Here is a 25285-nt window from a genome sequence, read left to right on the forward strand (position 1 = left end):
CTTTTTCCCCACGTTTTTGCGAGGAGTGGTTCCCACAGCGAACGCAGTGAGCGAGGAAACCCGACGAAGTAAAAAGTGGGTGTAGATCGATGTCGTGAGTGGTGCAGCGACTGCTGACGACTAGCGAGATTCCGAGTGTAGCGAGGACTCTCGATGGAGCGAGCGGGGAGCGCCAGCGACCCGCGAGCAAGAACGTACGCGCCGAAGGCGCGTTTCATTCGACCGGGCCACAGTTCGTCGTGACGTCGGTGAGTGGGGCGACATCGGTCACGGGGTCCCGGATGAACCAACTCACGGTGAGACAGTGGTCACCGAGCGTCTGCCCTTCGTACTGCGTTCCCCGCTGGCGATGGTCGAGGGTGTATCGCTGGTCGGACTCGATTACAAGCTCGGAGGTGTACGAGAACGCGTCGACGGCACCCTCGGGCGTGACGACCCACTCTGCTGAGGGGCCCACAGAGATCGGGCGGACCTCCTGGGTGTAGCTGTCGGTACTGCCGTTGCCGGTGGACGCTATCGATAGCGCGACCTCAAGCGGTGACTCGGTGAAATTGAGCACTCGTTCGAACCGCAATGGAATCTGTGGGATGTCTTCGGATTCGGAGAGGCAGCCGACTGTGGCGAAAGCGCCGGACAGGAGACCGGCTCGCAGAACCGTGCGGCGACGCAGTCGGAGAGGGCCAGGCATGCGGGTGTCTGGATTCGTATTCGGAAGGTGGAATTAAATTATGTCTGGTTTCAGAGCGCACGAGATCAGTGACTGTCGTCCACACGGATACGGCGGTGACCGCGCCGCTACAACAGTCAAATCATCATAGCCATCGCCACACGCCTCCCCAACCGACTGCGTTACTCGCTTCGCGTCGCTCGCTGTGTTACTCATCCCTCGCACGTCGCTGTCGGCGCACCAGCGAGCCGACAGCGCGCGCCAGCGCGGAATTGGACGTTTGACACCTTCCCCGCCAAGTCCTATCAGGCATGATAACTGAGGGGGCACGTTTAATCTGCAGGCGCTACCGTTGGGAGATATATGGCTTCAGATACTGGTGGCTCCGGCGACGGGTTCGGAGCCGCGAGCACGTCAGACGTCGACGCGGCCGAACTCGGCAGCGCGATCGACGAACTGTTGCGCGCCTCCGAGAACGTCTCCCAGAGCTCACAGCAGATCAGCGATCTCGCCCAGGAACAGTCCGACAACATGCGCGAAGTGGCGGGCGAGGTATCGAACCTCTCCGCCACCGTCGAGGAAGTCGCCTCCAGTGCCAACGAGGTCAAGGCTGTCTCCCAGCAGGCCCGCCAGTTGGCGAATCAAGGCCGTGACGTCGCCGACGAGGCGATCACCGCCATGGAGGCCGTCGACGACGCCAACGAGGAGGTAAGCGACGACGTCATCCAGTTGCGCAACCGCATCGACGAGATCGACGAGATCGTCGACGTCATCAACGACATCGCCGACCAGACCAACATGCTGGCGCTGAACGCCTCGATCGAGGCCGCACGAGCTGGCGAGGCCGGCGAAGGCTTCGCGGTCGTCGCCGACGAGGTGAAGTCCCTGGCCGAGGAGTCCCAGCAGAACGCCGCCGAGATCGAGGCGATGGTGAGCGACATCAAAGACGACACCGAGAGCACCGTCGACTCGATCAAGGAGGCCAACGAACAGGTCGACGAAGGGATCGAGCAGGTCGGCGAGGCCGTCGAGATCCTGAAGAAGATCGACCAGGCCGTCAAGGAGGCCGCCCAGGGCGCCGAAGAAGTCGCCGAGGCCACCGACGACCAGGCCGCCTCCACCGAGGAAGTCGCGAGCATGGTCGATCAGACCGCCGAGTCCGCCGACCGCGTCGCCAGCGAGATCGAGCAGATCGCCGCCGCCAACGAACAGCAGGCCGCGAAGGTCAACGAGATCCAGAGCATGATCTCGCGGCTGGATCTGGACTAATACTGTCGGGCAGACGTATTTCTCGCGCTCCCGGACCACAACACACCTAAAGGGGCCACTCTACCGGGCAGACGTGGAGACGACCCATCGAATCGTCACGGGCGACGCACGCGACCTCGACCTCCCCAGCGACAGCGTCGACCTCGTCGTCACCTCACCGCCGTACCCGATGATCGAGATGTGGGACGACGTCTTCGCCGCTCTCGATCCCGCTATCGGCGCGGCGCTCGACGCCGGCGACGGCGACCGTGCCTTCGATTTGATGCACGACGTTCTGGACTCGGTGTGGGCCGAACTGCAGCGCGTGCTCGCACCCGGCGCGATCGCGGCGATCAACGTCGGCGACGCCACCCGCAATCTCGATCGCTTTCGGCAGTATCCCAACACTGCGGAGATCACGCGCCGCCTTCGCGAGCGCGGCTTCGACGTGCTCCCCGATATCGTCTGGCGAAAACCCGCAAACAGCGGCGCGAAGTTCATGGGATCGGGGATGATTCCGCCGAACGCCTATCCGACGCTCGAGCACGAGTCGATCCTGCTCGTCCGCAACGGCGGCCGCCGGTCGTTTCCGGCCGGGGCCGATCGCCGCTACGAGAGCGCGTACTTCTGGGAGGAGCGCAACCGCTGGTTCTCGGACCTGTGGACCGACGTCCGTGGAACCGGCCAGGACCTCGACGCGGGCGTCCGAGACCGCTCGGGTGCGTTCCCGGTCGAGATCCCGCTACGCCTGATCCGGATGTTTTCGGTCTACGGCGACACCGTCCTCGACCCCTTCTGGGGGACCGGCACGACCAGCCTGGCCGCGATGTTCGCGGGCCGACACTCGGTGGGTTACGAACGCGACGCCGACCTCCGGGCGGCGTTCGACCACCGCATCGACGGGGTCAGCGTGCGTTCGCGCGAACGTGCTCGCGAGCGACTCCAGCGTCACGAATCGTGGGTCGCCGATCACGAAGCCGACGGCGGCGACCTCGAATACGAGGCCGACTATTACGACACGCCTGTTCGGACGAAACAGGAGCGCGGAATCCGCCTCTATACCGTCGCGGACGTTCGCGAGACTGCGGACGGATACACGGCGACCCACGCGCCCTACGACCCCTAACGGGGAGCTTTTGTCCCGGCCGGCACAACGACGCCTATGAACTTCGACTCGTTCGTGCTGGCGGCCGCAACCGCCGACCTGCACGACGAACCCGACGCCCGCGAGCACGCCGACTGCGTGGAGTTTCGGATGGATCTGGCCGACGATCCCCTGACCGCGCTCGACGCCTACGACGGTGAACTACCGATCCTCGCGACGAACCGTGCCGAGTGGGACGGCGGCGAGGCCGACGACGACGCGACACGACTGGACGTACTCGAAACCGCGGTCGAGTACGACGCCGTCGAGGCGGTCGATATCGAACTGAAGACCATGCGCGACGGCGGGACGACCGGCACCGGACAGCCGGGCGTCGACGGCGAGCGCGTGGCCGCTCACGCCCGCGAGCACGGCGCGAACGTGGTCGTCTCATGGCACGACTTCGAGGCCACGCCCGGGATGGGAGAGTTACAGGAGACGCTGCGTGAGGCCTGCGAGTACGGCGACGTCGGCAAAGTCGCCGTGACGGCCCAGGCACGAGCGGACGTGCTGGACCTGCTGGTCGCGACCCGGGCTGCGACCGCCGAGGGCGACACCGTTGCGACGATGGCGATGGGCGAACCCGGCCGTCACTCCCGGGCGGTCGCGCCCCTCTACGGCTCGCGGATCGGGTACGCGCCCGTCGATCCCGCCGAGGCGACCGCGCCGGGGCAGTACGATCTGACGACGCTGCGGAAACTGATCGACACGCTCGCGGGAGAAAGTCAAGCTTAACAACGTATGACCGAGAATTCCAGCGATACGGTGTCAGGATCGCAAAAGCGCCCGTGGCTCGCGGCTGCTCTCTCGTTGCTCTACCCAGGTGTGGGCCACCTCTACTTGCGGGAGTGGGTTCGAGCAGCGCTGTGGTTCGGGCTGCTCGTCACGGCTGCGCTCGTGCTCTTTCCCGCCGATATCACGCCGGAGACGGCCAGCATCGATGCACTGATCGAGATGAGCCGACAGCTCCCGCTGTACGCCCAGTTGACCATGCTGGTACTCACGGTGTTGTGCATGCTCGACGCCTACGCGCTGGCGAGCCGGCACAACGAGACTGTCTCCCGGGAAGCTGGCGAGGCCGCCAGTCGCTGTCCGTCATGCGGCCACGACCTCGAAGACGAAGAACTCGATTTCTGCCCGTGGTGTGCCGAACCGCTGAGTGAAGAGTAATCAGTCTCCATCGGACTCGAACCGCCGCATGACGGCCGTCTCGATCGGTTTCGAGTACGACATCAGCGTCGTGCCGATGATCGCCATCACCAGCACGTAGCCGACGGCGAACGCGCTGATCTGATTCGCAGTCTCCTGCGGGATCGTCCCTGCGGCCGCACCCGAGACCGCGAGCGTTGCGATGATGAGTGAGAACTCCCCGCGAGTCGTCATCGCGAGCCCGACTCGCGTGGACCGGCGAGCGTCCAGATCGAAGGCCCGACCGCCGAGAAAGCCACTGAGGAACTTCGTGGGCGTACTCGCGAGCATGGCGACGGCGATCAGGCCCGCGACGCCGGCGACCAGGTACGGGTCGGTCACCAGCCCGATCCAGAAGAAAAACACCGCGGCGAACGTGTCCCGGAACGGTTCGAGCAACTCCTCGATCTGCTGGACGTGGCCAGTCGAGGCGAAGCCCATCCCGACGAAGAAGGCCGCGACCGCCTCGCTCACGCCCAGCGCCAGCGCGGCGCCGGCGACCAGCACAGTGAGGCCGATCGTCCGCAACACCACGAACTCGTGTGAGTTCGTCCCGAGCAGGCGCTCGAACAGGGGCGTCCCGAACTGGACCGCGACGAGCAAGAGGGCGATGAATCCGAGCCCGACCCCGACCGACGTCGCGGCTGCGGCGACGTCGCCACCGCCGAGGACGACGGCGGCGGTCACCGCCAGATAGACCGCGATCAGGAGGTCCTCGTAGACCAGTACGCCGAGGATCGGCTCGGCCTCGTCGTTGGCGATCCAGCCCAGATCGAGCAGCGACTTGGTGATGATCGCGGACGAGGAGATGTAGACGATCCCGGCGACCAGAAACGCCGGCAGTAACGAACCGAAGAACAGCCAGCCCAGCGCGAACCCGACGGGGAAGTTGATCAGGGCGTCGATCGTCCCGGCCCGTCCGATCTGTTTGCGACGGGCGAGCAGTCGCTCGATGTTGAACTCCAGCCCGAGGAAGAAGAGGAGAAAGACGATCCCCAGTTCCGCGCCGAGTTCGACGAACTCCGTCTCGGCGATGTACAGGCCCTCTCTCGGGAGCGCGGTGCCGGCGACCGAACTCGGGAGGTCGAGCCGACCGACGACGTACTCACTGGCGACCATCCCGGTCACGATGTAGAAGGGGATGACCGACTGGCCGAGCCGGTTCGCGAACCAGCCGACAGTCGCGATCGACGCGAACATGACGCCGACTTCGAGGAGGTTAGCCACGGCTCTGCACCCCCGCGCGGTACGGTCTCGATCGCGGTCGCCGTCGCCCTGTCACACCTGCGTTCATCCGTCACCGACCAGCAGGTCCTCGAAGGCGTCACACTCCTCGCCCGTCCCGATGACGACGACCGTGTCTCCCTCCCGGAGTTCGGTTTCGGGACTCGGGCTCTCGAGCGTCTGGCCACCCCGCTCGATCGCGACGATGATCACGCCCGTCTCTCTGCCGACGTGCGCGCCCCCGATCGTCTCGCCGGCCAGCGGCGAGCCGGGCTGGATCTCGTACCACTCCAGCAAGATCCCACCGGGAAGCGTCGTCTTCTGTTTCTCGGCCTCGACCGGCTGGAAGTACGCCCCCTCCAGAATCGTCCCGACCGTCCGCGCGAGGTCGTCGTTCAGTTCGAACAGTTTCTCTGAGTCTGCGTCCGGCGTCGGACGCCGGAACACCTCCCGCTTGCCCGTGTTGTGTGTGACGATGATCAGATCGACGTCCCCGTCGAGGTCGACGACGTGTTTCTTGCCCACGCCGGGCAGGTCGCTCTCTTCGATTGTCATGGTCGTACTCGCGGCGGCACGCCTATAAAAACTCAGATGGGCGCGGTCACTTCTCGATGATCGACTCTTCGACGGCCTCGCCGAAGTGTCGCGCGGTATCCTCGTAGTAGATCAGAATCTCGTCGCCGGGTTCGAGGTCAGTGACGGCTTTGCGCCCCTCGCGGGTGCGAACCTTGATCGTCTCGGCGTTCTGCAGCAGTGTCTCTATGCGGTCGACGTCGCCGTCCTCGCGCTGTAGTTTCGCCTGCACGCGAAACATCGGTCGTTTCTCGATCTTCGCGCGGCCGACGATGGCCTCGCGGGTGTGGCCCTCGCTGTCGACGACCTGGACCTCGTCGCCGCTCTGCAACTCCGAGAGGTACTTCGTGCCGCCGTCGGGCGTCCGGACGTAGGCGTGGACCGCGCCGGCGTTGACCCGGAAGGGGCGGGAGGCGACGTAGGGTGACTCGGCGGTCTCTGCGTGGACGAAAAAGAGGCCACGGGACATCGATCCGACGAGCATCCCCTCGTCGTGTTCCAGCAGGCTCCCGGTGTCGATACAGACCCGGTCCGCGGAGCCGGTCTGCTCGACAGCCGTCACTTCGGCGTACGTGAGTTCGAGGGACTCGCGGCCGGCCTCGTCCCGAACTTCGACGGTCTTTCTGATCTCGTCGGGGTCGTCGGTGTCCAGCAGGACGCCGTCCGCGCCGATCTCGAGCGTCTCGTAGGCGGTGCGGGCGTCCCCGGCGGTCTGGACGCCGGTGATGAGGTCGGTCTCCTCGCCGACGCGGGCGATCAGATTCTCCAGGGGGATGATCTGCCAGTCGTCGCCGATGACGATGGTGTAGTCGGCTTCCGTCGCGACTTCTTCGGCGAAGCCCTCGTAGTCCTTGCTCAGGATGCGGACGTAGCCGCCGTCGGGACCGTCCTCGGCCCGCAGCGCAGAGAGGTCCGCAGAGCCCGAGAAGTCCGCAGGTAGCTCGACAGTGCCGTCGCCCTCGCCGTCCTTGCCGACGATGGTGGCGTCCGGTTCGGGTTCGTCGCCCTCGGCCTCCATCACGTGGACGTCGCCCCCGGCGAAGGCAGCGATGTTGACCTGCCCGAGTTCCCGGACGCGGTCGACGTCGTGTTTGTCCACCAGAACCCAGTCGACGCCGGCCTCCAGCCCGGCAGTGATCCGTCGCTTCCGTGTCTCCCAGTCGCCGACGTCGCTGTCGGCCTTGAGCCAGACGGTCCGTGTCATTGTCCCTACGCTCGCAGTCGGGGCGCTTGAGAGTGGCGGTTGCTGCCGACCGTGCCGACGACGAGCCGACATCGACACCTCCGCCTGTTCAGTCTCAGTCCACTCGTCGCTGGCCGACTGGTCGCTGTGAGTCGCCGACGGCGGCGCGTGCGTCCGCAACCGATTCCGTCTCCAGAAGCCGTTCGAGTCGGCGCTCGAACTCGGCGTCGGTGAGTTCGCCGCGGGCGTAGCGCCGCCGGAGGTCGTCCAGCGCGTCTGCCTGCCCGGACTCCGCCGTGCCATCTCTTCCCCGCTCGCGGTCCGCCTCGGCGCGTTTGGCCAGCCCGACCGCGATAGGCATGACGACACCGAAGCCGACGATGAAAGTCACCCAGAAGAACTCGAAGCCGGCCGCGAGTAGTCCGAACGCGACTGTCAGCGTGAGTACGGTGACGGCACCTGGAACGAGCGGCGCGAGCGAGTCACTGTCCTCGAGATCGAATGCGCATCTGTCTGCGTGTTTCATGTCTGCATCGAGGGCCGCAAGTACGGTGAGTCTTCTACCAACGTGTTGGGCTCGATGATCGCGGATCGCGAACAGGTGTTTATTTATCTCCAGTTTGTGGAGTGGATAGATATGCGACGGATAGCCCTCCTGCTCGTCTGTGTGTTCGGACTCGCGCTGGCGGGGTGTTCAGGTCCGAGCGACGGGACGGGTGGCGGCCCTGCCGCGGATCTCACTGCCGCCGAGCCGCCGCCGATCACGACCGAACGGACTCCTTCGGACGGTCCGCGAGGCGGAAAGACAGTCGAGACGGCGAGGCCCGACGCGACCTTCGAGGGCGTCGAGATGCCGCCTGGCACCGACAGACGGGGGATCGTCAATAGCGACGCGCTCGCACGAGCTAACGAGCGACTGTTGGGCGGGACGGACTTCGTGCTCGAAATCAACGAGACCACCGCAGAATGGACGAACGGAACGGTCGAGTTCCGTCGTGTTACCCGGGGAACAATCGCCGTGAGCGACGACGTAGCCACGTACCAGTCCAACTACGTCCGCCTGCACGCCGAGGAGCGACGCGTACTACAGAGGGAGGGGTACATCGAGAACGGGACCGAGTACAGCGTCGAGAACGAGACCAGATACGACGCCGAAAACGGGACCATCCAGCACACCGAAAACGAGACGTATCGAAGTATGAGTAGATCAGTCTCGAGACTGAGCGAATCGACCGCTCGGTTCACGCTCAAGGGGCAACTCGACAGTGGTCACTGGGTGCCGACCGACACCACGACTGTCGACGGTCGCCCAGCGATCGCCTTTATTTTCAGCCCCAGTGACGATTCCGAGATGTCCTTTGGAGGACGAATGGTGGTCGATACGCGCGGGCTCGTCCACGAACTCAGCTATCGGGTCGACCGTCGAGATGGACCAGAGCGGCGGGTCGTCTCGGTCACCTACGATCTCGACACGCCCGCCAGCGTCGATCCCGACCCGCCGCCGTGGCTACCGGCAGCCATCGATGCCACCGAGAGTGCGGACCGACCAGCCGAACCGACCGTCACGACGGTCCCAGAGTGAGCCGTTCCCGACCGTCGAGACCCAGAAACTCTTGTACTGTGGCCGACTAGGCCTTCCAATGACTTACGACACCGTCCTGTTCGACCTTGACAGCACGCTGTGTCGCTCGACCCAAGACGACGCGGAGGTCCACGCCGCGGCCTTCGAACGGGCGGGGATCGATCCCTTCTGTGACGTCCAGACCATCCGCGAGGTCGGACCCGGGGTCGGCAACGCCGACAGCGACCACGATTTCTTCCGACGACTGTTCGGCCTCGCGGCCGAGCGCGTCGACGCCGGCTCGGTCGACACCGACGCGCTCGCCAGGGCGACCCTCGCAGTGAAAGACGACACGGCCGTCGAATGGCGACCCGGTGCCCGGCAAGCGTTCGAAGCGGCCCGCGAACGAGCGACAGTCGGCCTCGTCACCAACGGCAGCCGAGAGACACAGCAGACCAAACTCGACGTACTCGGGCTCGACGACGCCTTCGAGACGGTCGTCTACGCCGGTGACGGCCCCGCTCCCAAACCCAGTCCCGATCCCTTTCACGAGGCGCTCGACGCGCTCGACCGCGATCCCGCGGAGGGGCTGTACGTCGGCAACGACTACCGGGCGGACGTGATCGGCGCGAAACGCGCCGGACTGCGAGCCTGCTGGGTCCCCGACGAACATGACCTGGGCGCGCCTGCCGACCCGGCGCACACGCCGGATTATACGTTCGACTCCCCGGACGGGCTGGCGACCATCTTCTAGGCGAGATCGCCGACCGGATCGCTGAAGATATCGTCCGGATCGATCTCGGAGTGCCTCGACTCGATGTGGCGATAGACGGCGATCCGCGCGCCCTCGAAGGCACAAAATGGACACGTCCCGATAACGGGATCGACCACACGTCGCTCGACGGCGGGTGCGTCTGTCATCTATAGTAGCCATTGAAAGTCAATGCACACACGATCGCACGACAACAGTGCGATCGGTGTGTAAATCGTTTCAATTGTTACTATAGTCTGTGTTGTGTACCCGGGCGGAAAACTGTGTCCGCGAGATCAGGGCTCGACGGTCAGCCCGGCGGCTTCCAGCGCGTCGCGCGCCCTGGCGTCGTCGTGGATGACGCTCGCGACGGCGCTGGTGATCTCCTCGGGGTCGTCGTGCTGGAAGATCGACCGCCCCATCGAGACGCCCGCCGCGCCGGCGTCCATCGCACCGCGGACCATCTCCAGGGTCTGCTGATCGGTGCCTTTCGAGCCGCCGGCGATGACGACCGGTTTGGCGGTCGACTCGACGACGTGGGCGAAACTGTCGGCGTCGCCGCTGTAGGAGGTCTTGATTACGTCCGCGCCCAGTTCCTCGGCCAGTCTGACGGCGTGGCCCAGGGCCTCGGGATCGGAGCCGTCGATACCCGGCCCGCGGGCGTAGGCCATCGCCAGCACGGGGATGTTGAATCGTCCCGCTTCAGTGGTCAGCTCACCTAGCTGGGTGATCTGCTCGGGTTCGTACTCGGAGCCGACGTTGATGTGAAAGGAGACGGCGTCGGCGCCCGCTCGGATGGCGTCTTCGACCGTTCCAGTGAGGCGTTTGTCGTCCTCGTCGGGGCCGATGGTCGTCGAGCCGTTGAGGTGGACGATGTAGCCCGCGCCGTTCTTGTTCGGGTGGACCCGCTCGGCCAGCCCCTTCTGGGTGAGGACGGCGTCCGCGCCGCCCGCAGTGATCCCGTCGATGGTGGACTCGATGTCTTTGAGGCCTGTGACAGCCCCCATTGTGATCCCGTGGTCCATGGGGACGATGAGGTGGCGCCCCCCTGTCCCGATGCGCGCGAGTCGTGCGTCTTTCCCTGCGCTCATTAGTATGTGACTCTGTGGCAAGTGACGGTTAAAACGATTTCGAGACGCCGACCCGCTGGCGACACGCTCGGCGGGACAGTGCCGGACCGAAACGTCTGTGTCGCTGGCGCACGCACCCGTCGGTGTGCCACTGACACCCGGTGACGACGCGCCGACGTTCGCCGCCCAGAATCAGCACGACAAGCGGGTCGTCTGCCAGTACGACCGCCCGACAGTCGTCTACTTCTACCCCCGCGACGACACGCCCGGCTGTACGATCGAAGCCGAGGGATTCGACGACTCGCTTTCGGCCTATCGGGAGGCCGGCGTCACTGTCTACGGCGTCTCGACCGACGACGTCGAGAGCCACCGCGAATTCGCCGACGAATACGACATCGCGTTCGACCTGCTGGCCGATCCCGACGGCAATATCGCCGACTCGTTCGATGTCCCGGTCGAGAACGGCGCGGCCGCCCGGACGACGTTCGTCGTCGTGGACGGCCAGGTCGTCGCGACCTACGAGGGCGTCCACCCCGAGGGCCACGCCGCGGACGTGCTGGAAGATCTAGTCGAGACTGGGATCGTTTCGCCGTAGGGGCCACTTCGTCAGTTGATTTCCCGATACGGTTCTTCATATTTGCTTCAGGGAGGTTCACAACTTTCTCCTGACGGGAGGGAACTGATAGTTAGTCGTTCCAGCAAGCCTGTCGCACGTTCGCTAGGAGTTGACCTCGAAACCCTTGGAACCCCCACCGGTGGAAAGCCCTCACCTCGATCGCTAGGAATCAGTGACAACTTCACCAACTCGGGAAAGCCCTCACCTCGTTCGCGGTCGCTACGCGGCATATCCTCGCTCGCGGTGCTCGCTCGGATAGTGGCCGCCGTAGCGACTAGATAAACGCGAGCGAGGTTCGCCCTTTCATCCACCAGGCTTCCGACCGCACCGCATTATCGTTCCCCCACACCTCCCCGGTTCCGGCGCGAGTGCGCCGCGAGAGCAAGCTCTCGCGAGCCCTGCGTCGCTTCGCGCCGCAGGACGCCGGAACACGCTTCCTGACCGCCCCGCAGTGGCCGGGAGCGCGTCTTGTCGAGTGACCTGGGGAAGGGCAGGTTTGCTGTGCTGTTTCCTGGAGGATGAAAGGGCGAGACTCGGTGGCGGTGAGCGTAGCGAACAGATGCGCTCAGCAACAGGGTTCCCGTGAGTGGAACGAACGGGATGCTGCTGAGCGTGCGCCAGCGAGTCGAGGGCTTTCCTGCGTTATCAGCGTTGCAGTTATTGTCTCCTAGCCAGCGAGGCGAGAGGGTACGCCAAGGACCATTCCATCGATATCGAGAACCTCAGCCACGTTCTCAAGTATTCTCGTCGGACGAAGAGCGCAACAGGATGTCCGGTAGCACGTCCGACGGGTACTTTCCGGTTGCAACTCGCCACACGACGTACGCCGGAATCAGATAGATGAGCGTGAGGCCGATGGCATTTACGACTGTATTGAATGAGGATGAATAATATGGTTCGGGAAAAATCTCAAAAAATATGAAGACGATGAACCAGAGCTGTGCACCATTGAATAGAACGCCTTCGTTGTCCATTTATCGTTTCAGAGCATCCTCGGGGTCATTGAACTTTCCGATATCCCACAGAGTATCGGCATCAGTGTTGATATCTATGCTCAGGGGGTCTATCCCGATCGACACATTGTCGATTGGAATACTATGCTCAACCCAAAATGCTTCTGTGTGTTTGTAATACCCCAATATTGAACCTGCAACACCATCCAAGTTCTCTAATTCAGCATAGAGTTCAACGTATGAATTGTTTGGGAGAACTAACGGATCTGCCGATAAATTGATTTCTCCAACAAGTCCTCCTCCGCTGCCACCTGTGGAATCAGAAAAGAAGCTTGCTGAATGAGGATTCTCGGCGTAGACATCCGGCTCACCTACCAACGACCAGTGGTCACCATTAAACGCCATCCCGACGGCATCATTTGCATATGTCGCTGACCCTACTGAAGACTCGACATTCTCAAGATCGACCATCACATGGACGCTTATTTGATCTGTATGCGGAATCGTAACGGAAGCCACACTTAATTCCGAGTCACTTTTTTCATATCGATCCATCGTAGACACTTCATCGTCCGTCTCAAAGCTACTCTCTGGCGTGCCGGAGTCATGTACATATGCTAGATCGGCACGTTCCAACACGGACTCCACTTCATCTGAACCTCCCTCTCGAAATGCTGAACTCATTTGTTCGTGTAGCTCACCATTCGCTCCAGAAGGTCTGAACGCGGCTCCTTCACCTGGGGAATGAGACCTTCCACTGTTTTCTCTTTTTCCGCTTGCGATACCAATACTACTAATCAGTGAAAGTGAGCCGACTGATTTGATGAATTTTCGTCTTCTCTCTCTCTCATACATCAACAACCAAAAACAAATACACATATAAATACTATCATTCGAATATAGTTAAATAGTTTATTCTCATGGTGACGATCGTTCACAATTGGTCATCCCCGTGTAAGGGAATGACGTACGCCTCGACAAACGTGACCAACTTCTCGACCAGTTCCTCGCGAGTCTCGAAGTACATGAATCTGAGGTCGTAGGCGTCGTCCATCTCGTCGATAGACGCACTACTGAATCTCGGATCGTACGTTCCGTTGTCTCTTCGTTCCCCCTCTGCGAAGATGCAGAACATCCGTGGATCCCGCAGGGACTCGCCGGGTTTCCGGAGTCGAAAATGTTCAGGGATCGCACCCGTTTCTGCTCCGACACCAGTCGTGAGTCCTGCCTTGGTGAACACGAACGCGTTTCCTGCACTTGCTCTGGCAAAGGCCACGGACTGATCGATGACGGCCATCCCTGGCTCGTCCAGCCCTTTGTCCGCTACTTCCTTCCGCGTCGGGATATCGACGTCACTCGCGATGAACGCAGTCGCCGCTGTTGCCTCGGAGATTCGCGATGCTATCTCCCGGAGAGTCGTCTCGATGAGATCCGGCTGTGGAACCTCATTACTCGGCGCGAGCGGATCCGTCGGAAGCGGGAACTCCCCCTCTGCATAGACGTATTTCGGATCCAACAACCGATACGGCCCCATCAAGAACAACAGTGGTGCTGACTCAGGGGCAGAAATAGAACGCTCGATGATGTCTCCCACCGACTCCCCCCGGTATCTCATCTGCTCCATCGACATCGTTTCGAGAGAGTCCCCCCAATATATAAATTAGTGTTGGAGACGCGTCTTAACCAGCGTTAAGATTTTAACGATAGGATCACGAGTAATCAGTATGAGCGAGCGAGAGACAGTTCGAGACGACCGACCAACTGCGCGCGAGCGAGTCGAGGAGGAGTTGCTCGGGGAGGACCTCGATCTCGGACGAGAGGTGGCTCGGCTCAGCGCGATGGGTGAGGCGACGCGGTTTACGATTCTCTATCTGCTCGCGACCGACGGTGAGACCTCCAGCGGCGAACTGGCGACGTTGCTCGACAGACGCCAGAACGACCTCTATCACCATCTGAACAAACTGGAAGAAGCGGGGCTCGTCGGGAAGTACCGCGAAGGTGGCGATCGCGTGTACGAACTGTCACCGCTGGCAGAAGCGATCGTTCCACAGATATTCGACTCGATCCGGGATCGGGCAGTCGTCGCCTGACTTGCCCTACTGAAGTGCGGTCAGGTCGCTGATAGCTGGTGGGCGTATCACTCTGCCAGCAGTGCCGTCCGCAGGCCTTCGGCCACGTCCGCGATCGCTTCCGTCGAACGGTCGATCTGATCGGTCATCGAGACGAACCCGTGGATCATGTCTTCGTACTCGACGTGGCGGACAGCGACGCCCGCCGCCTGGAGTTGTTCGGCGTAGGCACGTCCGCCGTCTCTGAGCGGGTCGAACCCGGCCGTGATGACCGTCGCCGGCGGCAGTCCCGAGAGATCACAGGCTCTCGTGGGGTCGGCGTAGGGGTTCTGGAGGGTGATCTCGCTGCCGTAGTAACAGTCCCGAAACCACTCCAGGTCCGCGCGCGAGAGCACGAGATCGGCGTGTTCCCGAACTGACTCCTGGTCTTCTCTGGTCCCGACACCCGGGTAGATCAGCGCCTGGTAGTCGATCTCGGGGCCGCCGCGGTCGCGGGCGGCCAGTGTCGTGACCGTAGCCAGATTCCCGCCCGCGCTGTCGCCGACGACCGCCAGTTGGCCCGTCCCGCCAAGGGAGTCGGTGTGATCGGCGACCCACTCGGTCGCGGCGATGGCGTCCTCGACAGCACCAGGAAACGGGTGTTCGGGCGCGAGCCGATAGTCTACCGAGACGACGACACACTCGCTCTCGCGGGTCAGATACCGACAGAGGGCGTCGTGACTCTCCAGATCGCCGCTGACGAACCCACCGCCGTGGAAGTAGACGATCGTGGGAAAAGGTGTCTCACCCTCGGGGCGGTAGATTCGGATCGAAATCTCGCCGTCGGGACCGGCGATCGCCCGGTCGTGGACGGTCCCGACGGATGGGGCGTCCCGGAGCCACGCGCCCAGGCGTGTGAGCCAACGGAGCCCCCGGACGCTCTGGTCTGGCAACAGGCGCTGCACCCGCCGCTGACGTCGGACCATCGTCGCTGCCTGCGGGTGGAGGCCGTCCGGTAGCATCGGCTAGGCGAGTGTGACTTCGATTCGACCTCGCCGGAGCCGGTGAACGACGGTCTCGATCTCGACGCCGGCCGGCAATTCCTCGATCAGCGTCACGACCCGGGCACGGCGACCGGGTTCGATCGTCACCGATCGGGTGTGACAGCCCGGCCCGAACCGATCGGGGTCCAGCGAGAGCGACGACGGCTGGTAGGTGTAATCGTCGGTGCCGAGAAACCGTGTCCGATTGGGATTCCAGCGTAGTGGCTCGTCGCCGGTGTTCTCCAGATCGAGCAGTATCAGCAGTCGCTGCTGGGCTTCCTCGGCCGCGTCGAGCTGGTGGTCGTAGGCGACTGCGCCGAGTTCGACGTTTGGGACGGCCAAGATCGTTCCCGAGATGCCGTCCGTCCGGATCGCCGCCGAGCGGCCAGCCAGTTGTCCGGCCAGTTCGGCGTTCGACCGACCAACGGGGCCGGTGGCCTCCCGCGACGGTTCCCCACCGCTATCGTGGAAGTCGACGCGCCGGACCGACCGTTCCGGTCCGGACCCACGTCCCTGATTGCGTCGCACGTGTTGGCCATTCACACGGCCCCTATGAATATCCTCCGGCGTCGCACTCTGTGGACGGTTCGGCCGCTATGGGAGGTCTTTTTACTGAGAGTGCCGGACAGGGGAATATGACCGCTCCGCCACGCAACGACGAGTACGAACCGGGTGCCCTGGAGCACAAGTGGCGCACCCGCTGGGACGAACAGGGGCGCTACGAGGCCGACCCCGAAGAGGGCGAGGAGGACCCCACCTTCATCACGGTCCCCTACCCCTACCCCAGCGGCGGAATGCACATCGGCCACTGTCGCACGTTTACTGTGCCCGACGTCTACGCCCGCTATCGCCGCCTGCAGGGCGATAACGTCCTCTTTCCGCTGGCCTGGCACGTCACCGGCACGCCCATCATCGGCGCTGTCGAGCGCCTCAAAGAGGGCGAGGAAGAACAGCTGTCGGTCCTGCGAGACACCTACAACGTCCCTGAGGACACCCTGCAGGACCTGGAGACCCCGATGGGCTTCGCCCGCTACTTCATCGAGAACCACTACAAGAAGGGATTCAAGCAACTCGGCCTCTCGATCGACTGGCGCCGGGAGTTCACCACGAACGACGAGCGCTACTCGAAGTTCATCACCTGGCAGTACGAGACGCTCAAGGAGCGCGGGCTGCTGGAGAAGGGGCTCAATCCGGTCAACTACTGTACCAACGAGGAGCAGCCGGTCACGACCCACGACCTCCTCGAAGGTGAAGACGCGGAGTTCCAGGAGTTCACGCTCGTGAAGTTCGGGGCCGAGATCGACGGTCAGGAGGTCGTCGCGCCGATGGCGACCCTCCGGCCCGAGACGGTTCGCGGTGTGACAAATGCGTACGTCAATCCCGGCGCCGAGTACGTGCTCGCCGACGTGGACGGAGAGACGTGGTTCTGCTCGGCCGAGGCCGCCGAGAAGTTCGAGTTGCAGGCCCGCGACGTCGAGATCAGAGTGGAGGTCGCTGTCGAGGACATCATCGGCCAGACGGTCACCAACCCCGTCACCGGCGACGAGGTGCTGATCCTCCCGGCGGACTTCGTCGACGCCGACAACGCCACCGGGGTCGTCATGTCCGTGCCCGCCCACTCGCCGGACGACTACGTGGCGCTGCAAGAGGCGAAAGCTGACGACGAGCGCATGCGCGAGTACGGGATCGACCCCGACGCTGTCGAAGCTATCGAACCGGTCCCGATCCTCTCGATCGAGGGCTACGGCGAGATCCCAGCGAGGGACGCCGTCCAGGCCGCCGGAATCGAATCCAGCGACGACCCCAAACTGGAAGACGTGACCGCGGATCTCTACCAGGACGAGTTCCACGCTGGGCGACTCCTCGATTCCTACGGCGAGTTCGCGGGCGAGGTCATCGAGGACGTCCGGGAGCGGTTCCGCGATCACTACCGTGACGAGAATCTGTTCGACCTGATGTACGAGTACACCGAAGAGGTCGTCTGCCGGTGTGGCGGCGACGTCGAGGTGGCGCGTGCGGACACGTGGTTCCTCCGCTACAGCGACGAGGAGTGGAAGCAGAAGGCCTACGACGCCGTCTCCCAGCTGGAGGCGATCCCAGAGAGCACCCGCGAGCAGTACGACCACACCATCGGCTGGCTCGAAGAGTGGCCGGCCATTCGTAACTACGGCCTCGGCACGCGACTGCCGTGGGACGAGGACTTCGTCATCGAGCCCCTGAGCGACTCGACGATCTACATGTCCTACTACACCGTCGCCCACCGCCTGCAGGACGTGCCCGTCGAGGAGATGGATCACGACTTCTTCGACACGCTGTTCTACGGCGAAGACGCGGTGGACGAGCCGGACGAACGGGCGCTGGACCTTCGCGAGGAGTGGGACTACTGGTACCCCGTCGACTTCCGGTGTTCGGGCAACGACCTGATCCAGAACCATCTGACCTTCTACCTGTTCCACCACGCCGAGCTGTTCGACCAGGCCAACTGGCCCCAGGGGATCACCGTGATGGGGATGGGCCTGCTCGAAGGTGAAGCGATGTCCTCCTCGAAGGGGCACGTCGTGCTCCCCGGTGAAGCGATCGACGAGTACGGGGCCGACACCGTCCGGTTCTTCCTTCTCAACAGCTCCGAACCGTGGCAGGATTTCGACTGGCGAGCCGACCAGGTCGGGACGACCCGGAACCAGCTCGAACGGTTCTGGTCTCGGGCCCAAGAAGTCATTCAGACACCCGTCCCCGAGGGCGCTCGCGACGAACTGAAACACGTCGATCGCTGGCTGCTGTCGAAACTGCAGAGTACAGTCAGGGAGGCTACGGGGTCGATGGATCGTTTCGAGACGCGCAGTGCCTCCCAGGCTGCGTTCTACCAGTTCGACGAGCACCTGAAGTGGTACCGCCGCCGGACCGACACCGACCGGCCGGGCGCGAAGTGGGTGCTGCGCGAGGTATTGCGGACCCGGCTGCGGCTGCTGGCTCCGTTCGTCCCGTTCATGGCCAACGAACTCCACGAACAGCTGGCGGGCGAACCCGTCGAGGACGCCGCCTGGCCCGAACCCGACCCCGAGTTCGAGTCGAAACGCACCGAGGTCGAGGAGTCGCTGATCGCCGACGTCACCGACGACGTGGCCGACATCGTCGACGTCACCGACACCGACCCCGAGACGATCCGGCTGTACGTCGCCGCCGACTGGAAGCGGACGGTCTTCGATACCGTCGTCGAGACGGGCCCGGACGTCGGCGCGGTCATGGGGAAGGTCATGCAGCACGAATCGCTGCGGGAGAAGGGGAACGAGGTCAACGACCTCGCTCAGGAGATGGTCAGCGTCGTGCGCGAGCGCGACGACGAGACGCTCCAGGCGATGGGCGAGATCGACGAGCAGTCGGTCTACGAGGCCGCCCGGTCGTTCCTCGCCGGGGAGTTCGACGCCGACGTCGAAGTGTACGCCGAGGACGAAGATCCGTACGACCCCGCCGGGAAGGCGAGCCAGGCCGAGCCGTTCCGGCCGGCCGTCCACCTCGAATAACTACGCCCGAGGGAGTTCGACCCGGAAGACTGCCCCGGTCGGCTCGTTGTCGGTGACAGTGATCGTCCCGTCGTAGCGATCGATCAGCAGATCCACGAGATACAGCCCCATCCCGGTCTCGGGGGCTTGCCCGCTCGTCGCGTCGCTCTCGAACAGTCGCTCTTTCTGGGTGTCCGACAGCCCCGGCCCGTCGTCGGCGACTCCGAGTGTGACCGTCGCAGCCTGTTGCTCGACCGAGACCGTCACCGTCGGCTCCTGGCAGTCGTTGTGCCGGATCGCGTTGTCGAGCAGGTTCGACACGACGGCGTCGAGGAGGTCGTCGGCACGGACGGCGACAGCCGGGAGGTCACGACAGTCGATCGTCGCCTCGGGGTAGTGCTCGCGCGCCTCGTCGATGGCCGCCTCGACGATCGGCCGGAGGTCGACTGCGGCCAACTGCGGTTCCTCCTCGGCGTCGATGCGATCTGCCAGCCGCCCGGCAGTCTCGGTCAACTCGACGATGTGTTCGGTGGCGCGTTCGAGCCGCGCGAGGACGTCGTCGTGATCGTCGTTCTCCGCGCGGAGGTGTTCGATCCCACCCCGGATCGTCGTGAGGTCGTTGCGCACGTCGTGGCGCAGGAGTCGATTCAGCAGCCGTAGCTGGTGACTTCGGCGTTCGAGGGTCCGCTCGTGTGCTCGCTGGTCGGTGATGTCCCGCCCGATCCCGCAGGCGACCTCGCCGAGTTCAGGGTGCTCGAATGCGTGGGTCCTGAACGAGAACGGAATGCGATCGCCATCGGCGCTCTCGATCGTCCCCTCGGTGGTAGCGGCCCCGGTCTGGAAGACTGTTTCGAGGTACGTCTCGACAGCGTCGGCGTCGGTCTCGGCGAACAGCGACGCGACGTGCATGTCGGCGATCTCGGCGTCGGTATACCCCGTGACAGCGGTGAGGCGGTCGTTCCAGCGGTGCAGCGACCCGTCGGGGTCGACCAGGTAGAACACGTCGTCGATGGTCTGGACGACGGCGTCGGCGGTCCGGGCCTGCGTCTCCAGTTCGTTCCGAAGATCGGTGATGTCTCGCGAGATCCAGACGACGTGCTCGCGGTCGGCGCTCGTCTCGATCGGGGCGACCCGCGCCTCGAACCAGCGCCGCCCCTCGACGACCTCGAGCGGGTAGCGGATCGTCTGAAACTGCCCTGTCCGGATCGCGTCGCTGATGACGTTCATGAACCGCGTCGCCGTCTCCGCGGGCAGCAGGTCGGGGATTCGCTCGCCCTCGAGGGCCTCGGGATCTTCGTAACCCAGTGATTCGGTCTCGGGACCCGCCAGCACCTCGACGTAGGTCCCCTTCTCGTCGAGGACGAACCCGATGTCCGGGAACGTCCGGAGGACGGCCGTCAGCAGTTCGTCAGTCGTCGCCGGCGGCTCTCCCATGTGGTTGCCTTCCGTGTCCACCCGGTTGAAAGTATTGCCCAGACCAGCGCCAGTCTTTATGCTCCGACCCGACCTAGCTGCACGTATGAGTGCTTCCGAGATGGAATCAGCCGACGAGACGCCGGCCCCGGTCGTGAAAAAGATCATCAGGACGGTGACGCCGGGGTACGGGAGTCACGAGGACGCTGGGATGAACGCCGTCGGGTGGACCCTGTTTCTCGGGCTAGTGATCATTATGCTCCCCTTCCTCCCGCTGCTGGTCATCGTCTGGGCCATCTCGAAGCTGCTGGAGAAACTGTGACTGCAACGCGAATACCGCAGGAACACCCTCGACTCGCTGGCTCGGAATCGATGACAGCAACACGAACAAGCAGGGCTTTCGAGAAGGTGGCTGCAGTAGTGACGGTTCCTAGCTCAGCCAGTCAGTGAAGTCGCCGTCGACGAGCGTCGCCTCCTGTTCGCGAATGTACTGGGCCTGCATGCCCCAGATCGCCTCCGCAAGCGGGACACCCTCCTGCACCCGGCGACGGACGTAGCCGAACTTCCAGCGCGCGGGCGTGATCCGGCGGTCGACGCGCTCGCGCAGCGGCCGGATGTACCGGCGGGCGGCCTCGGTCGAGAGGCCGTGCAACTCCAGGCCGTCGCGGGCGTGCTCGAACAATTCGCCGTATATCTCGTCGAGATCGGTCGTCTCGCCGCCCCCGGTGATCCAGGTGAGGTGGGCGTCGAGTCCGTCCCGCATCGCGTTGTAGAAGTTCGCCTCGGCGGTTTTCCAGTCGAGCGTTCGGACAGGGTGCTCGCGCCGAACCAGACTCTCGAGCAGGCCGGCGAACACGGCCTGAAAGGCGATGGCGTCGCGGATCGTCGGCTGGCCGGGCAGGGGTCGAAACTCGATGCGGGCGTTGGCCTGCGAGCGGGTCGCGCCGTCGAAGACTGGTCGAATCCACCGCCAGTACGAGCCGTGTTTGTGCCGGACGTGGGCGAACTGGTCGTCGAAGCGCTCGCCGTGCGTCACCTCCATGGGGACGATGGTCTCGTCGGCGACGATCGAGTCGATGGCGTCCTCGACGCTCTCGAAGTCCGAGGGGAAACACACCTTCTTCGGGACGGACTCGTCGGTGGCGTTCAGCACCGACTCGAACACCGAGATGCGATGTTCCATCCAGGCGTCGTCCAGGATGGTCGCGTCGGGCACGTCGTCGTAGAGATCCGGCGGGAAGAAGGGTGAGTTGACACCCATCGCCAGCAGCGGGCCGGCGATGCGCAGCGCGTAGGCGAAGTATTCGGGGAGGTCAGGTGCGTGGGGGACCTGGACGTGGGGCTGGATCGACGTGATGAGGCTCTCGGGCATCACAGTGTCTGCTTCGAGCGTGACGTTCGGGGCGTCCAGACACAGCCCGGAGGGGTAGTCCGTGTTGGCCATCGCGTGGTAACGAACGGCGTCGGACATGTTGGTCCCGATCCTGACGCCGTCCTGTTCGATCGAGTCCGAGAGGTACTGCCGGGCGGTCTCGCCCGTCGGCGGGACTGTCCACATGCCGTCGCTGACCAGCCGGATGTTCTCCGCGCGGGTCCGCTCCTGGGCGGGCACGAGATTGGCCTGCAGTTCCCGCTCCTGGGCCTCCAACCCGAAGGAATTGAGGGGCTGGGGACTGGTCTGCATCTCGGCGTTGTGCAGCCCGAGTTCCTTCTCGAAGCCGATTCGCTCCAGGAGGGGTCGTGGGACGCGCTGGAGGGCGTCAGTCCGGTCGTCCACGGCGTAGAGTTCGAGTTCGAGACCGACGATGGCCTCGCTGTTGTCGAAGGTCCCCTCCCGCACCTCGTCTTTGAGCCACTCGGCCTCCGCGGCCGCCCGTTCCTGGAAGGATTCAGCGTCGACTTCCAGTGATTCCTTGACGGCGGCCGCGAGTTCGGATGCCGACATATCCCCGGGTTGTGCGCCGGAGGTGTTGACTGTGGCGGTCGAGTGACGGCTGTCCCCGAGCGAACTACACCGGAACGACCACGACTGGCCGGTCTGTCTCGCCCGCGACCGCCGCGACCGTGCTCCCCAGGCCTGTCGTCTCGCCCTCGGGGTCGCCGCCGCGCTGGCCGAGTACGAGTTCGTCAGCCTCGACGTCCGCCGCCAGATCGAGAATCTCCGCGACGGGGTCGCCCTCGCGCTGTTCGCTCCACACAGTAGCGGGCGCGAGCCGCGCCCGGGCGACGTTGATCGCGTCGCCAGCGTCCCGTTCGGGGGCGTCAGGTTCGGCAACGCCGAGCACCATCACCGTGTCCTCGTCGCCCAGCCGGTCGGCGAGGTAGTCACAGGCCGCCGCGCTCGTGTGGACGGAGCTACTCGCGAGCAGGTACGTGGTCATGGTCGAGACGAAGCGTGCCAGGCCCATAGGCGTGACCGCCGGTCGCGTCGTGGCTGTCACGCCCGGCGACCACAGGCCGTCACGACCGCGATCCCGAGCAGCGAGACGGCCAGGATCGCGACGCCAAGGCCGTATCCCGGGCCGAAGCCGCTGCCGGTCTCTCCGTTAGCGTCTCCGGATTGCTGTTCGTCTCCGTCGAGACTCGACGAACACGGCGAGTGCACGAGGACGATCCACTGGACGTCCTGAGCGATCCCGGTCTGGGCGATGGTGGGTACTTTCGCCGACGCGACGAGGTAGCGCTCGCCGCGGAGACCGTATTCGGTGACGCGACCGTTCACCTCACCGCTCAGGATGCCACTGGCGGGTTCCGGTGCTCGCTGGACGGACGTCTCGCCACCGCCGGCCGCTCGCGCTTCGAGGATCGGCTGTTCCCACGCGCTCGCCGAGTAGCTTCGAAGCTGCAGTCCAGTCGATCCGGTGTGGTCCATGAGGATGCGGTTCTGTGCGTCGACGACCATCGTCACGCCGCTGTCGCCCGGTTGATCCAGCAACTCACTGGCTGCCGCGTGTGGCGCGACCGAGTAGACGATGGCGCGCGTCGTCTCCGAATCGCCAGCGATCACCTGGACGAACGAGACCCGGACGGTCCCCGACTGGTCGACGTAGGCGTCCGTTCGGCTCACGCCCTGACCGATCCGTGCGTCTTCGAGGACCGCACTGAGACTGTTGTTCAGCTCGCTCGTCGAGGAACCTTCGTAACTGGTCGGGTCCGTGCTCGCAAGCACCTCCTCCCGGTCGAGGTCGACGTAGTGGACCGTCGCACCCGACCTACCCCAGTCCGCGTTCTGGTTTCGCTCTGAGAGAAACCACGACTGGATCTCGGAGGCGTTGCCCCGCTCGACGATCGGCTGCCGTCCCAACTGGGCTACCTCCTGGCTCTGGGTTCGAATCCACCGATTCACCGCATCGGCCGCGTTGCTCGCCTGTTGGCTCGCGGTCGCCTCGACCTGCTGCTCACAGACCGTCTCCTGTCCTGCGTCCGAACTACCAGCGCTCACGACCCCGAACGACGCCACGAGCACCGACAGAAGCATCACGACCGCCAGTGATCGACGGCTCGCGATCCCCCACTCAGATACGTTCATATCCACTGCCACTTCACCCCATCTGATAAATCGGCCGAAAGCGAGAGCGCGAGATTTACGTCCCCCCACGACCCAGGAGTGGTGTGCGCGTCGAGAACAGCTTCATCCCGGTCGAGGGTGTCGGCGAGACGACCGAGCGACGGCTCTGGGAACAGGGGATTACTCACTGGGAGGACTTCGACCCCGACGCTGTCGGCGAGACCACGGCCCAGCGAATCCAGTCGTTCATCGACGAGGGACGCCGCCATCTCGATTCGGATAACGCTGCCTTCTTCGGCCAGACGTTCCCCAGCGCCGAGCAGTGGCGGCTGTTCGAGACCTTCCGCGAGAACGCCTGTTTCTTCGACATCGAGACCACCGGCCTCGACCAGCATCGGAACGACGTGACGACCGTCAGCGCCCGCATCGGCGGCGAAACCGAAACCCTGGTCCAGGGCCGGGACCTCCACGCCGACGCCCTGTCGGACCTGTTCGGCGACGCCGACCTGCTGGTCACCTTTAATGGCAAGCGCTTCGACGTCCCTTTCCTCGAAGCGAACTTCGACGTCTCTCTCGCCGAGAAGCCACACCTCGACCTCATGTATCCCTGCCGTCGACTCGACCTCACTGGCGGGCTGAAGACGATCGAGCAGGAGATCGGAATCGAGCGCGAACGCCCGGACATCTCCGGGAAGGAAGCGGTCGACCTCTGGTATCAGTACGAGCGCGGCGACGAATCTGCATTGGAAACGCTGGTCTCGTACAACCGCGAGGACGTCGAGAACCTCGAACCCCTCACCGAACGGGTCAACGAACGCCTCGAACGGACCGTTCTCCCGGACACGACGACTATTTGACTGCTCTTGCTGTCGGATTCTAAACCCCTTCGATTCCGTTGGAGATTTCGATATATGAGTCGTGGTGGCATCCGACGAGAGACGGTATCGGGGCTGGTCGCCAGCGCGGGATCAACGGCCCGGTACGTCGGTACCGACCCTGTCTGTCGGCTCCGGTTGGCCGGGCCGGAGCAGGTGGTCTCGGCCGGCGACGATCCCGAGCACGAGGCCAGTGAAGTGTGCAATCAGGGCGTCGCGCTGGCCCGCGGTCACGACCGTCAGGACGACAGCGACGGTGACGATCGCGAGCAACTGGGTTCGCGGGCGGATCGAGATCCCGGACGCGGCGGCTTTCGTCAGGCGATTACCGGCGAGCACGTAGCCGAAGAGTGCGAAGACCGCGCCGCTGGCCCCGAGGACGGCTGCCGGCTGGCCGAGGACGTGCGTGGCGACCGTGACCTGCATCACGCCAGCGACGATCCCGGTCGCCAGGAAGAACGTATAGAACCGTATCGGCGAGGTCCGGCGTTCGAGCAGTAGTCCGAGTATCGCCAGCCCGACCAGATTCGTCAGGAGGTGACCGAACCCGGCATGGGCGAACACGCTGGTCACGAGCGTCCAGGGTCGTTCGGTGAGCGGCCAGGCGAGGGCAAACGTCCACGGATCGACGCCGAACAACCGGAGGAACGTCTGGACCGCCACGACGACGACCATGAGGAGGGCCAGTGTCAGGGTCGGACTCGCTGAATCGTCCATACT

Annotated in this window: 28 protein-coding genes; 11 read left to right on the top strand and 17 right to left on the bottom strand. The window is 64.1% G+C overall.

Annotated elements, in window-relative coordinates:
- Positions 1-214: 214 nt before the first annotated feature.
- Positions 215-688, bottom strand: a complete 474-nt coding sequence (locus tag DV733_RS04950) for a hypothetical protein (RefSeq protein ID WP_049994083.1) — start codon at positions 686-688, stop codon at positions 215-217.
- Between the two features lie 342 nt (positions 689-1030).
- Here DV733_RS04950 and DV733_RS04955 point away from each other — a divergent pair, with 342 nt between their 5' ends.
- The 4 genes from DV733_RS04955 (at position 1031) to DV733_RS04970 (ending at position 4229) form a co-directional block, all read left to right on the top strand.
- The gene (locus DV733_RS04955; protein ID WP_049994084.1) at positions 1031-1936 is read left to right on the top strand and encodes a methyl-accepting chemotaxis protein; all 906 of its coding nucleotides are present in this window, start codon (positions 1031-1033) and stop codon (positions 1934-1936) included.
- A gap of 73 nt (positions 1937-2009) precedes the next feature.
- The gene (locus DV733_RS04960) at positions 2010-3041 is read left to right on the top strand and encodes a DNA-methyltransferase (RefSeq protein WP_049994085.1); all 1032 of its coding nucleotides are present in this window, start codon (positions 2010-2012) and stop codon (positions 3039-3041) included.
- A gap of 36 nt (positions 3042-3077) precedes the next feature.
- A complete protein-coding gene (locus DV733_RS04965) occupies positions 3078-3794 on the top strand; it encodes a type I 3-dehydroquinate dehydratase (protein WP_049994086.1) in 717 nt (238 codons plus the stop codon).
- A gap of 6 nt (positions 3795-3800) precedes the next feature.
- A complete protein-coding gene (locus tag DV733_RS04970; protein ID WP_049994087.1) occupies positions 3801-4229 on the top strand; it encodes a DUF7575 domain-containing protein in 429 nt (142 codons plus the stop codon).
- Here the strand turns inward: DV733_RS04970 and DV733_RS04975 are convergent, their stop codons facing one another.
- The 4 genes from DV733_RS04975 to DV733_RS04990 all read right to left on the bottom strand — a co-directional run bounded on the left by DV733_RS04975 (position 4230) and on the right by DV733_RS04990 (position 7753).
- Positions 4230-5447 carry a cation:proton antiporter gene (locus DV733_RS04975; protein WP_049994327.1) on the bottom strand — a complete coding sequence of 406 codons (1218 nt, stop codon included), beginning with the start codon at positions 5445-5447 and terminating at the stop codon, positions 4230-4232.
- A gap of 90 nt (positions 5448-5537) precedes the next feature.
- The gene (locus DV733_RS04980; RefSeq protein WP_049994088.1) at positions 5538-6026 is read right to left on the bottom strand and encodes a cation:proton antiporter regulatory subunit; all 489 of its coding nucleotides are present in this window, start codon (positions 6024-6026) and stop codon (positions 5538-5540) included.
- A 46-nt stretch (positions 6027-6072) separates the two neighbouring features.
- Complete coding sequence (locus DV733_RS04985) at positions 6073-7248, bottom strand: 3-dehydroquinate synthase II (protein WP_049994089.1); 1176 nt, start codon at positions 7246-7248, stop codon at positions 6073-6075.
- A gap of 94 nt (positions 7249-7342) precedes the next feature.
- Positions 7343-7753: an SHOCT domain-containing protein gene (locus DV733_RS04990; RefSeq protein WP_049994090.1), complete on the bottom strand. Its 411-nt coding sequence runs from the start codon at positions 7751-7753 to the stop codon at positions 7343-7345.
- Between the two features lie 111 nt (positions 7754-7864).
- Between DV733_RS04990 and DV733_RS17045 the strand changes: the two genes are divergently transcribed.
- On the top strand, positions 7865-8809 hold the full coding sequence (locus DV733_RS17045) for a hypothetical protein (protein WP_049994091.1): 945 nt from the start codon (positions 7865-7867) through the stop codon (positions 8807-8809).
- A 58-nt stretch (positions 8810-8867) separates the two neighbouring features.
- Positions 8868-9542, top strand: coding sequence for an HAD family hydrolase (locus DV733_RS04995; RefSeq protein ID WP_049994092.1), 675 nt, complete (start codon positions 8868-8870; stop codon positions 9540-9542).
- Here DV733_RS04995 and DV733_RS17050 read toward each other — a convergent pair.
- Complete coding sequence (locus DV733_RS17050) at positions 9539-9709, bottom strand: hypothetical protein (RefSeq protein ID WP_154019527.1); 171 nt, start codon at positions 9707-9709, stop codon at positions 9539-9541. The two genes, DV733_RS04995 and DV733_RS17050, sit on opposite strands and share 4 nt — an antisense overlap.
- 126 nt (positions 9710-9835) lie before the next feature.
- A complete protein-coding gene (locus tag DV733_RS05000) occupies positions 9836-10630 on the bottom strand; it encodes a 2-amino-3,7-dideoxy-D-threo-hept-6-ulosonate synthase (RefSeq protein ID WP_049994093.1) in 795 nt (264 codons plus the stop codon).
- Positions 10631-10754: 124 nt separating this feature from the next.
- On the opposite strand from DV733_RS05000, the gene DV733_RS05005 reads away from it, so the two are divergent.
- Positions 10755-11204 carry a peroxiredoxin gene (locus DV733_RS05005; RefSeq protein ID WP_049994328.1) on the top strand — a complete coding sequence of 150 codons (450 nt, stop codon included), beginning with the start codon at positions 10755-10757 and terminating at the stop codon, positions 11202-11204.
- 755 nt (positions 11205-11959) lie between these two features.
- Here DV733_RS05005 and DV733_RS05010 read toward each other — a convergent pair.
- From DV733_RS05010 to DV733_RS05020, 3 genes are all read right to left on the bottom strand, one after another.
- Positions 11960-12199: a hypothetical protein gene (locus DV733_RS05010; protein ID WP_049994094.1), complete on the bottom strand. Its 240-nt coding sequence runs from the start codon at positions 12197-12199 to the stop codon at positions 11960-11962.
- Positions 12200-13033 (bottom strand): hypothetical protein, encoded by an 834-nt coding sequence (locus tag DV733_RS05015; protein WP_136342282.1) that lies wholly within the window; start codon positions 13031-13033, stop codon positions 12200-12202. It lies immediately after the preceding gene.
- Between the two features lie 79 nt (positions 13034-13112).
- Positions 13113-13808, bottom strand: coding sequence for a DUF7509 family protein (locus DV733_RS05020; protein WP_202594279.1), 696 nt, complete (start codon positions 13806-13808; stop codon positions 13113-13115).
- 94 nt (positions 13809-13902) lie between these two features.
- Between DV733_RS05020 and DV733_RS05025 the strand changes: the two genes are divergently transcribed.
- A complete protein-coding gene (locus DV733_RS05025; RefSeq protein WP_049994095.1) occupies positions 13903-14268 on the top strand; it encodes an ArsR/SmtB family transcription factor in 366 nt (121 codons plus the stop codon).
- Positions 14269-14315: 47 nt separating this feature from the next.
- On the opposite strand, the gene DV733_RS05030 is transcribed toward DV733_RS05025, so the two are convergent.
- Together DV733_RS05030 and DV733_RS05035 are read right to left on the bottom strand one after the other, a co-directional pair.
- Positions 14316-15212: an alpha/beta hydrolase gene (locus DV733_RS05030; protein WP_237560487.1), complete on the bottom strand. Its 897-nt coding sequence runs from the start codon at positions 15210-15212 to the stop codon at positions 14316-14318.
- 39 nt (positions 15213-15251) lie between these two features.
- A complete protein-coding gene (locus DV733_RS05035; RefSeq protein ID WP_049994097.1) occupies positions 15252-15797 on the bottom strand; it encodes a hypothetical protein in 546 nt (181 codons plus the stop codon).
- Positions 15798-15904: 107 nt separating this feature from the next.
- Between DV733_RS05035 and leuS the strand changes: the two genes are divergently transcribed.
- Entirely contained in the window at positions 15905-18790 is a 2886-nt protein-coding gene (gene leuS / locus DV733_RS05040; protein WP_049994098.1) for a leucine--tRNA ligase, read from the top strand.
- Here leuS and DV733_RS05045 read toward each other — a convergent pair whose 3' ends face one another.
- Positions 18791-20203 (bottom strand): sensor histidine kinase, encoded by a 1413-nt coding sequence (locus DV733_RS05045; protein WP_049994099.1) that lies wholly within the window; start codon positions 20201-20203, stop codon positions 18791-18793.
- 85 nt (positions 20204-20288) lie between these two features.
- On the opposite strand from DV733_RS05045, the gene DV733_RS05050 reads away from it, so the two are divergent.
- Positions 20289-20504, top strand: a complete 216-nt coding sequence (locus DV733_RS05050) for a DUF7535 family protein (RefSeq protein WP_202594280.1) — start codon at positions 20289-20291, stop codon at positions 20502-20504.
- 108 nt (positions 20505-20612) lie between these two features.
- Here DV733_RS05050 and DV733_RS05055 read toward each other — a convergent pair whose 3' ends face one another.
- The 3 genes from DV733_RS05055 to DV733_RS05065 form a co-directional block, all read right to left on the bottom strand.
- Complete coding sequence (locus DV733_RS05055) at positions 20613-22127, bottom strand: hypothetical protein (protein WP_049994100.1); 1515 nt, start codon at positions 22125-22127, stop codon at positions 20613-20615.
- Positions 22128-22191: 64 nt separating this feature from the next.
- Positions 22192-22563, bottom strand: coding sequence for a universal stress protein (locus tag DV733_RS05060; RefSeq protein WP_049994331.1), 372 nt, complete (start codon positions 22561-22563; stop codon positions 22192-22194).
- A gap of 56 nt (positions 22564-22619) precedes the next feature.
- Positions 22620-23711 carry a cache domain-containing protein gene (locus DV733_RS05065; RefSeq protein WP_049994101.1) on the bottom strand — a complete coding sequence of 364 codons (1092 nt, stop codon included), beginning with the start codon at positions 23709-23711 and terminating at the stop codon, positions 22620-22622.
- 83 nt (positions 23712-23794) lie between these two features.
- On the opposite strand from DV733_RS05065, the gene DV733_RS05070 reads away from it, so the two are divergent.
- A complete protein-coding gene (locus DV733_RS05070; RefSeq protein ID WP_049994102.1) occupies positions 23795-24547 on the top strand; it encodes a ribonuclease H-like domain-containing protein in 753 nt (250 codons plus the stop codon).
- A 111-nt stretch (positions 24548-24658) separates the two neighbouring features.
- On the opposite strand, the gene DV733_RS05075 is transcribed toward DV733_RS05070, so the two are convergent.
- The gene (locus DV733_RS05075; RefSeq protein ID WP_049994103.1) at positions 24659-25282 is read right to left on the bottom strand and encodes a rhomboid family intramembrane serine protease; all 624 of its coding nucleotides are present in this window, start codon (positions 25280-25282) and stop codon (positions 24659-24661) included.
- Positions 25283-25285: the final 3 nt, after the last annotated feature.

The sequence above is a fragment of the Halapricum salinum genome, from assembly GCF_004799665.1.
GTDB lineage: Archaea > Halobacteriota > Halobacteria > Halobacteriales > Haloarculaceae > Halapricum > Halapricum salinum.

Excerpts from the sequence above, each read along its gene's own strand:
- DV733_RS04950 (WP_049994083.1), bottom strand. The coding sequence starts at position 688 with ATGCCTGGCCCTCTCCGACTGCGTCGCCGCACGGTTCTGCGAGCCGGT.
- DV733_RS05030 (WP_237560487.1), bottom strand. The coding sequence starts at position 15,212 with ATGGTCCGACGTCAGCGGCGGGTGCAGCGCCTGTTGCCAGACCAGAGC.
- DV733_RS05010 (WP_049994094.1), bottom strand. The coding sequence starts at position 12,199 with ATGGACAACGAAGGCGTTCTATTCAATGGTGCACAGCTCTGGTTCATC.
- DV733_RS17050 (WP_154019527.1), bottom strand. The coding sequence starts at position 9,709 with ATGACAGACGCACCCGCCGTCGAGCGACGTGTGGTCGATCCCGTTATC.
- DV733_RS04995 (WP_049994092.1), top strand. The coding sequence starts at position 8,868 with ATGACTTACGACACCGTCCTGTTCGACCTTGACAGCACGCTGTGTCGC.
- DV733_RS05045 (WP_049994099.1), bottom strand. The coding sequence starts at position 20,203 with ATGGGAGAGCCGCCGGCGACGACTGACGAACTGCTGACGGCCGTCCTC.
- DV733_RS05065 (WP_049994101.1), bottom strand. The coding sequence starts at position 23,711 with ATGAACGTATCTGAGTGGGGGATCGCGAGCCGTCGATCACTGGCGGTC.
- DV733_RS05055 (WP_049994100.1), bottom strand. The coding sequence starts at position 22,127 with ATGTCGGCATCCGAACTCGCGGCCGCCGTCAAGGAATCACTGGAAGTC.
- DV733_RS05050 (WP_202594280.1), top strand. The coding sequence starts at position 20,289 with ATGAGTGCTTCCGAGATGGAATCAGCCGACGAGACGCCGGCCCCGGTC.
- DV733_RS04990 (WP_049994090.1), bottom strand. The coding sequence starts at position 7,753 with ATGAAACACGCAGACAGATGCGCATTCGATCTCGAGGACAGTGACTCG.
- DV733_RS05075 (WP_049994103.1), bottom strand. The coding sequence starts at position 25,282 with ATGGACGATTCAGCGAGTCCGACCCTGACACTGGCCCTCCTCATGGTC.
- DV733_RS05060 (WP_049994331.1), bottom strand. The coding sequence starts at position 22,563 with ATGACCACGTACCTGCTCGCGAGTAGCTCCGTCCACACGAGCGCGGCG.
- DV733_RS04975 (WP_049994327.1), bottom strand. The coding sequence starts at position 5,447 with ATGTTCGCGTCGATCGCGACTGTCGGCTGGTTCGCGAACCGGCTCGGC.
- DV733_RS04985 (WP_049994089.1), bottom strand. The coding sequence starts at position 7,248 with ATGACACGGACCGTCTGGCTCAAGGCCGACAGCGACGTCGGCGACTGG.
- DV733_RS05025 (WP_049994095.1), top strand. The coding sequence starts at position 13,903 with ATGAGCGAGCGAGAGACAGTTCGAGACGACCGACCAACTGCGCGCGAG.
- DV733_RS04955 (WP_049994084.1), top strand. The coding sequence starts at position 1,031 with ATGGCTTCAGATACTGGTGGCTCCGGCGACGGGTTCGGAGCCGCGAGC.
- DV733_RS04970 (WP_049994087.1), top strand. The coding sequence starts at position 3,801 with ATGACCGAGAATTCCAGCGATACGGTGTCAGGATCGCAAAAGCGCCCG.
- DV733_RS04980 (WP_049994088.1), bottom strand. The coding sequence starts at position 6,026 with ATGACAATCGAAGAGAGCGACCTGCCCGGCGTGGGCAAGAAACACGTC.
- DV733_RS17045 (WP_049994091.1), top strand. The coding sequence starts at position 7,865 with ATGCGACGGATAGCCCTCCTGCTCGTCTGTGTGTTCGGACTCGCGCTG.
- DV733_RS05000 (WP_049994093.1), bottom strand. The coding sequence starts at position 10,630 with ATGAGCGCAGGGAAAGACGCACGACTCGCGCGCATCGGGACAGGGGGG.
- DV733_RS04965 (WP_049994086.1), top strand. The coding sequence starts at position 3,078 with ATGAACTTCGACTCGTTCGTGCTGGCGGCCGCAACCGCCGACCTGCAC.
- DV733_RS05015 (WP_136342282.1), bottom strand. The coding sequence starts at position 13,033 with ATGTATGAGAGAGAGAGAAGACGAAAATTCATCAAATCAGTCGGCTCA.
- DV733_RS05020 (WP_202594279.1), bottom strand. The coding sequence starts at position 13,808 with ATGTCGATGGAGCAGATGAGATACCGGGGGGAGTCGGTGGGAGACATC.
- leuS (WP_049994098.1), top strand. The coding sequence starts at position 15,905 with ATGACCGCTCCGCCACGCAACGACGAGTACGAACCGGGTGCCCTGGAG.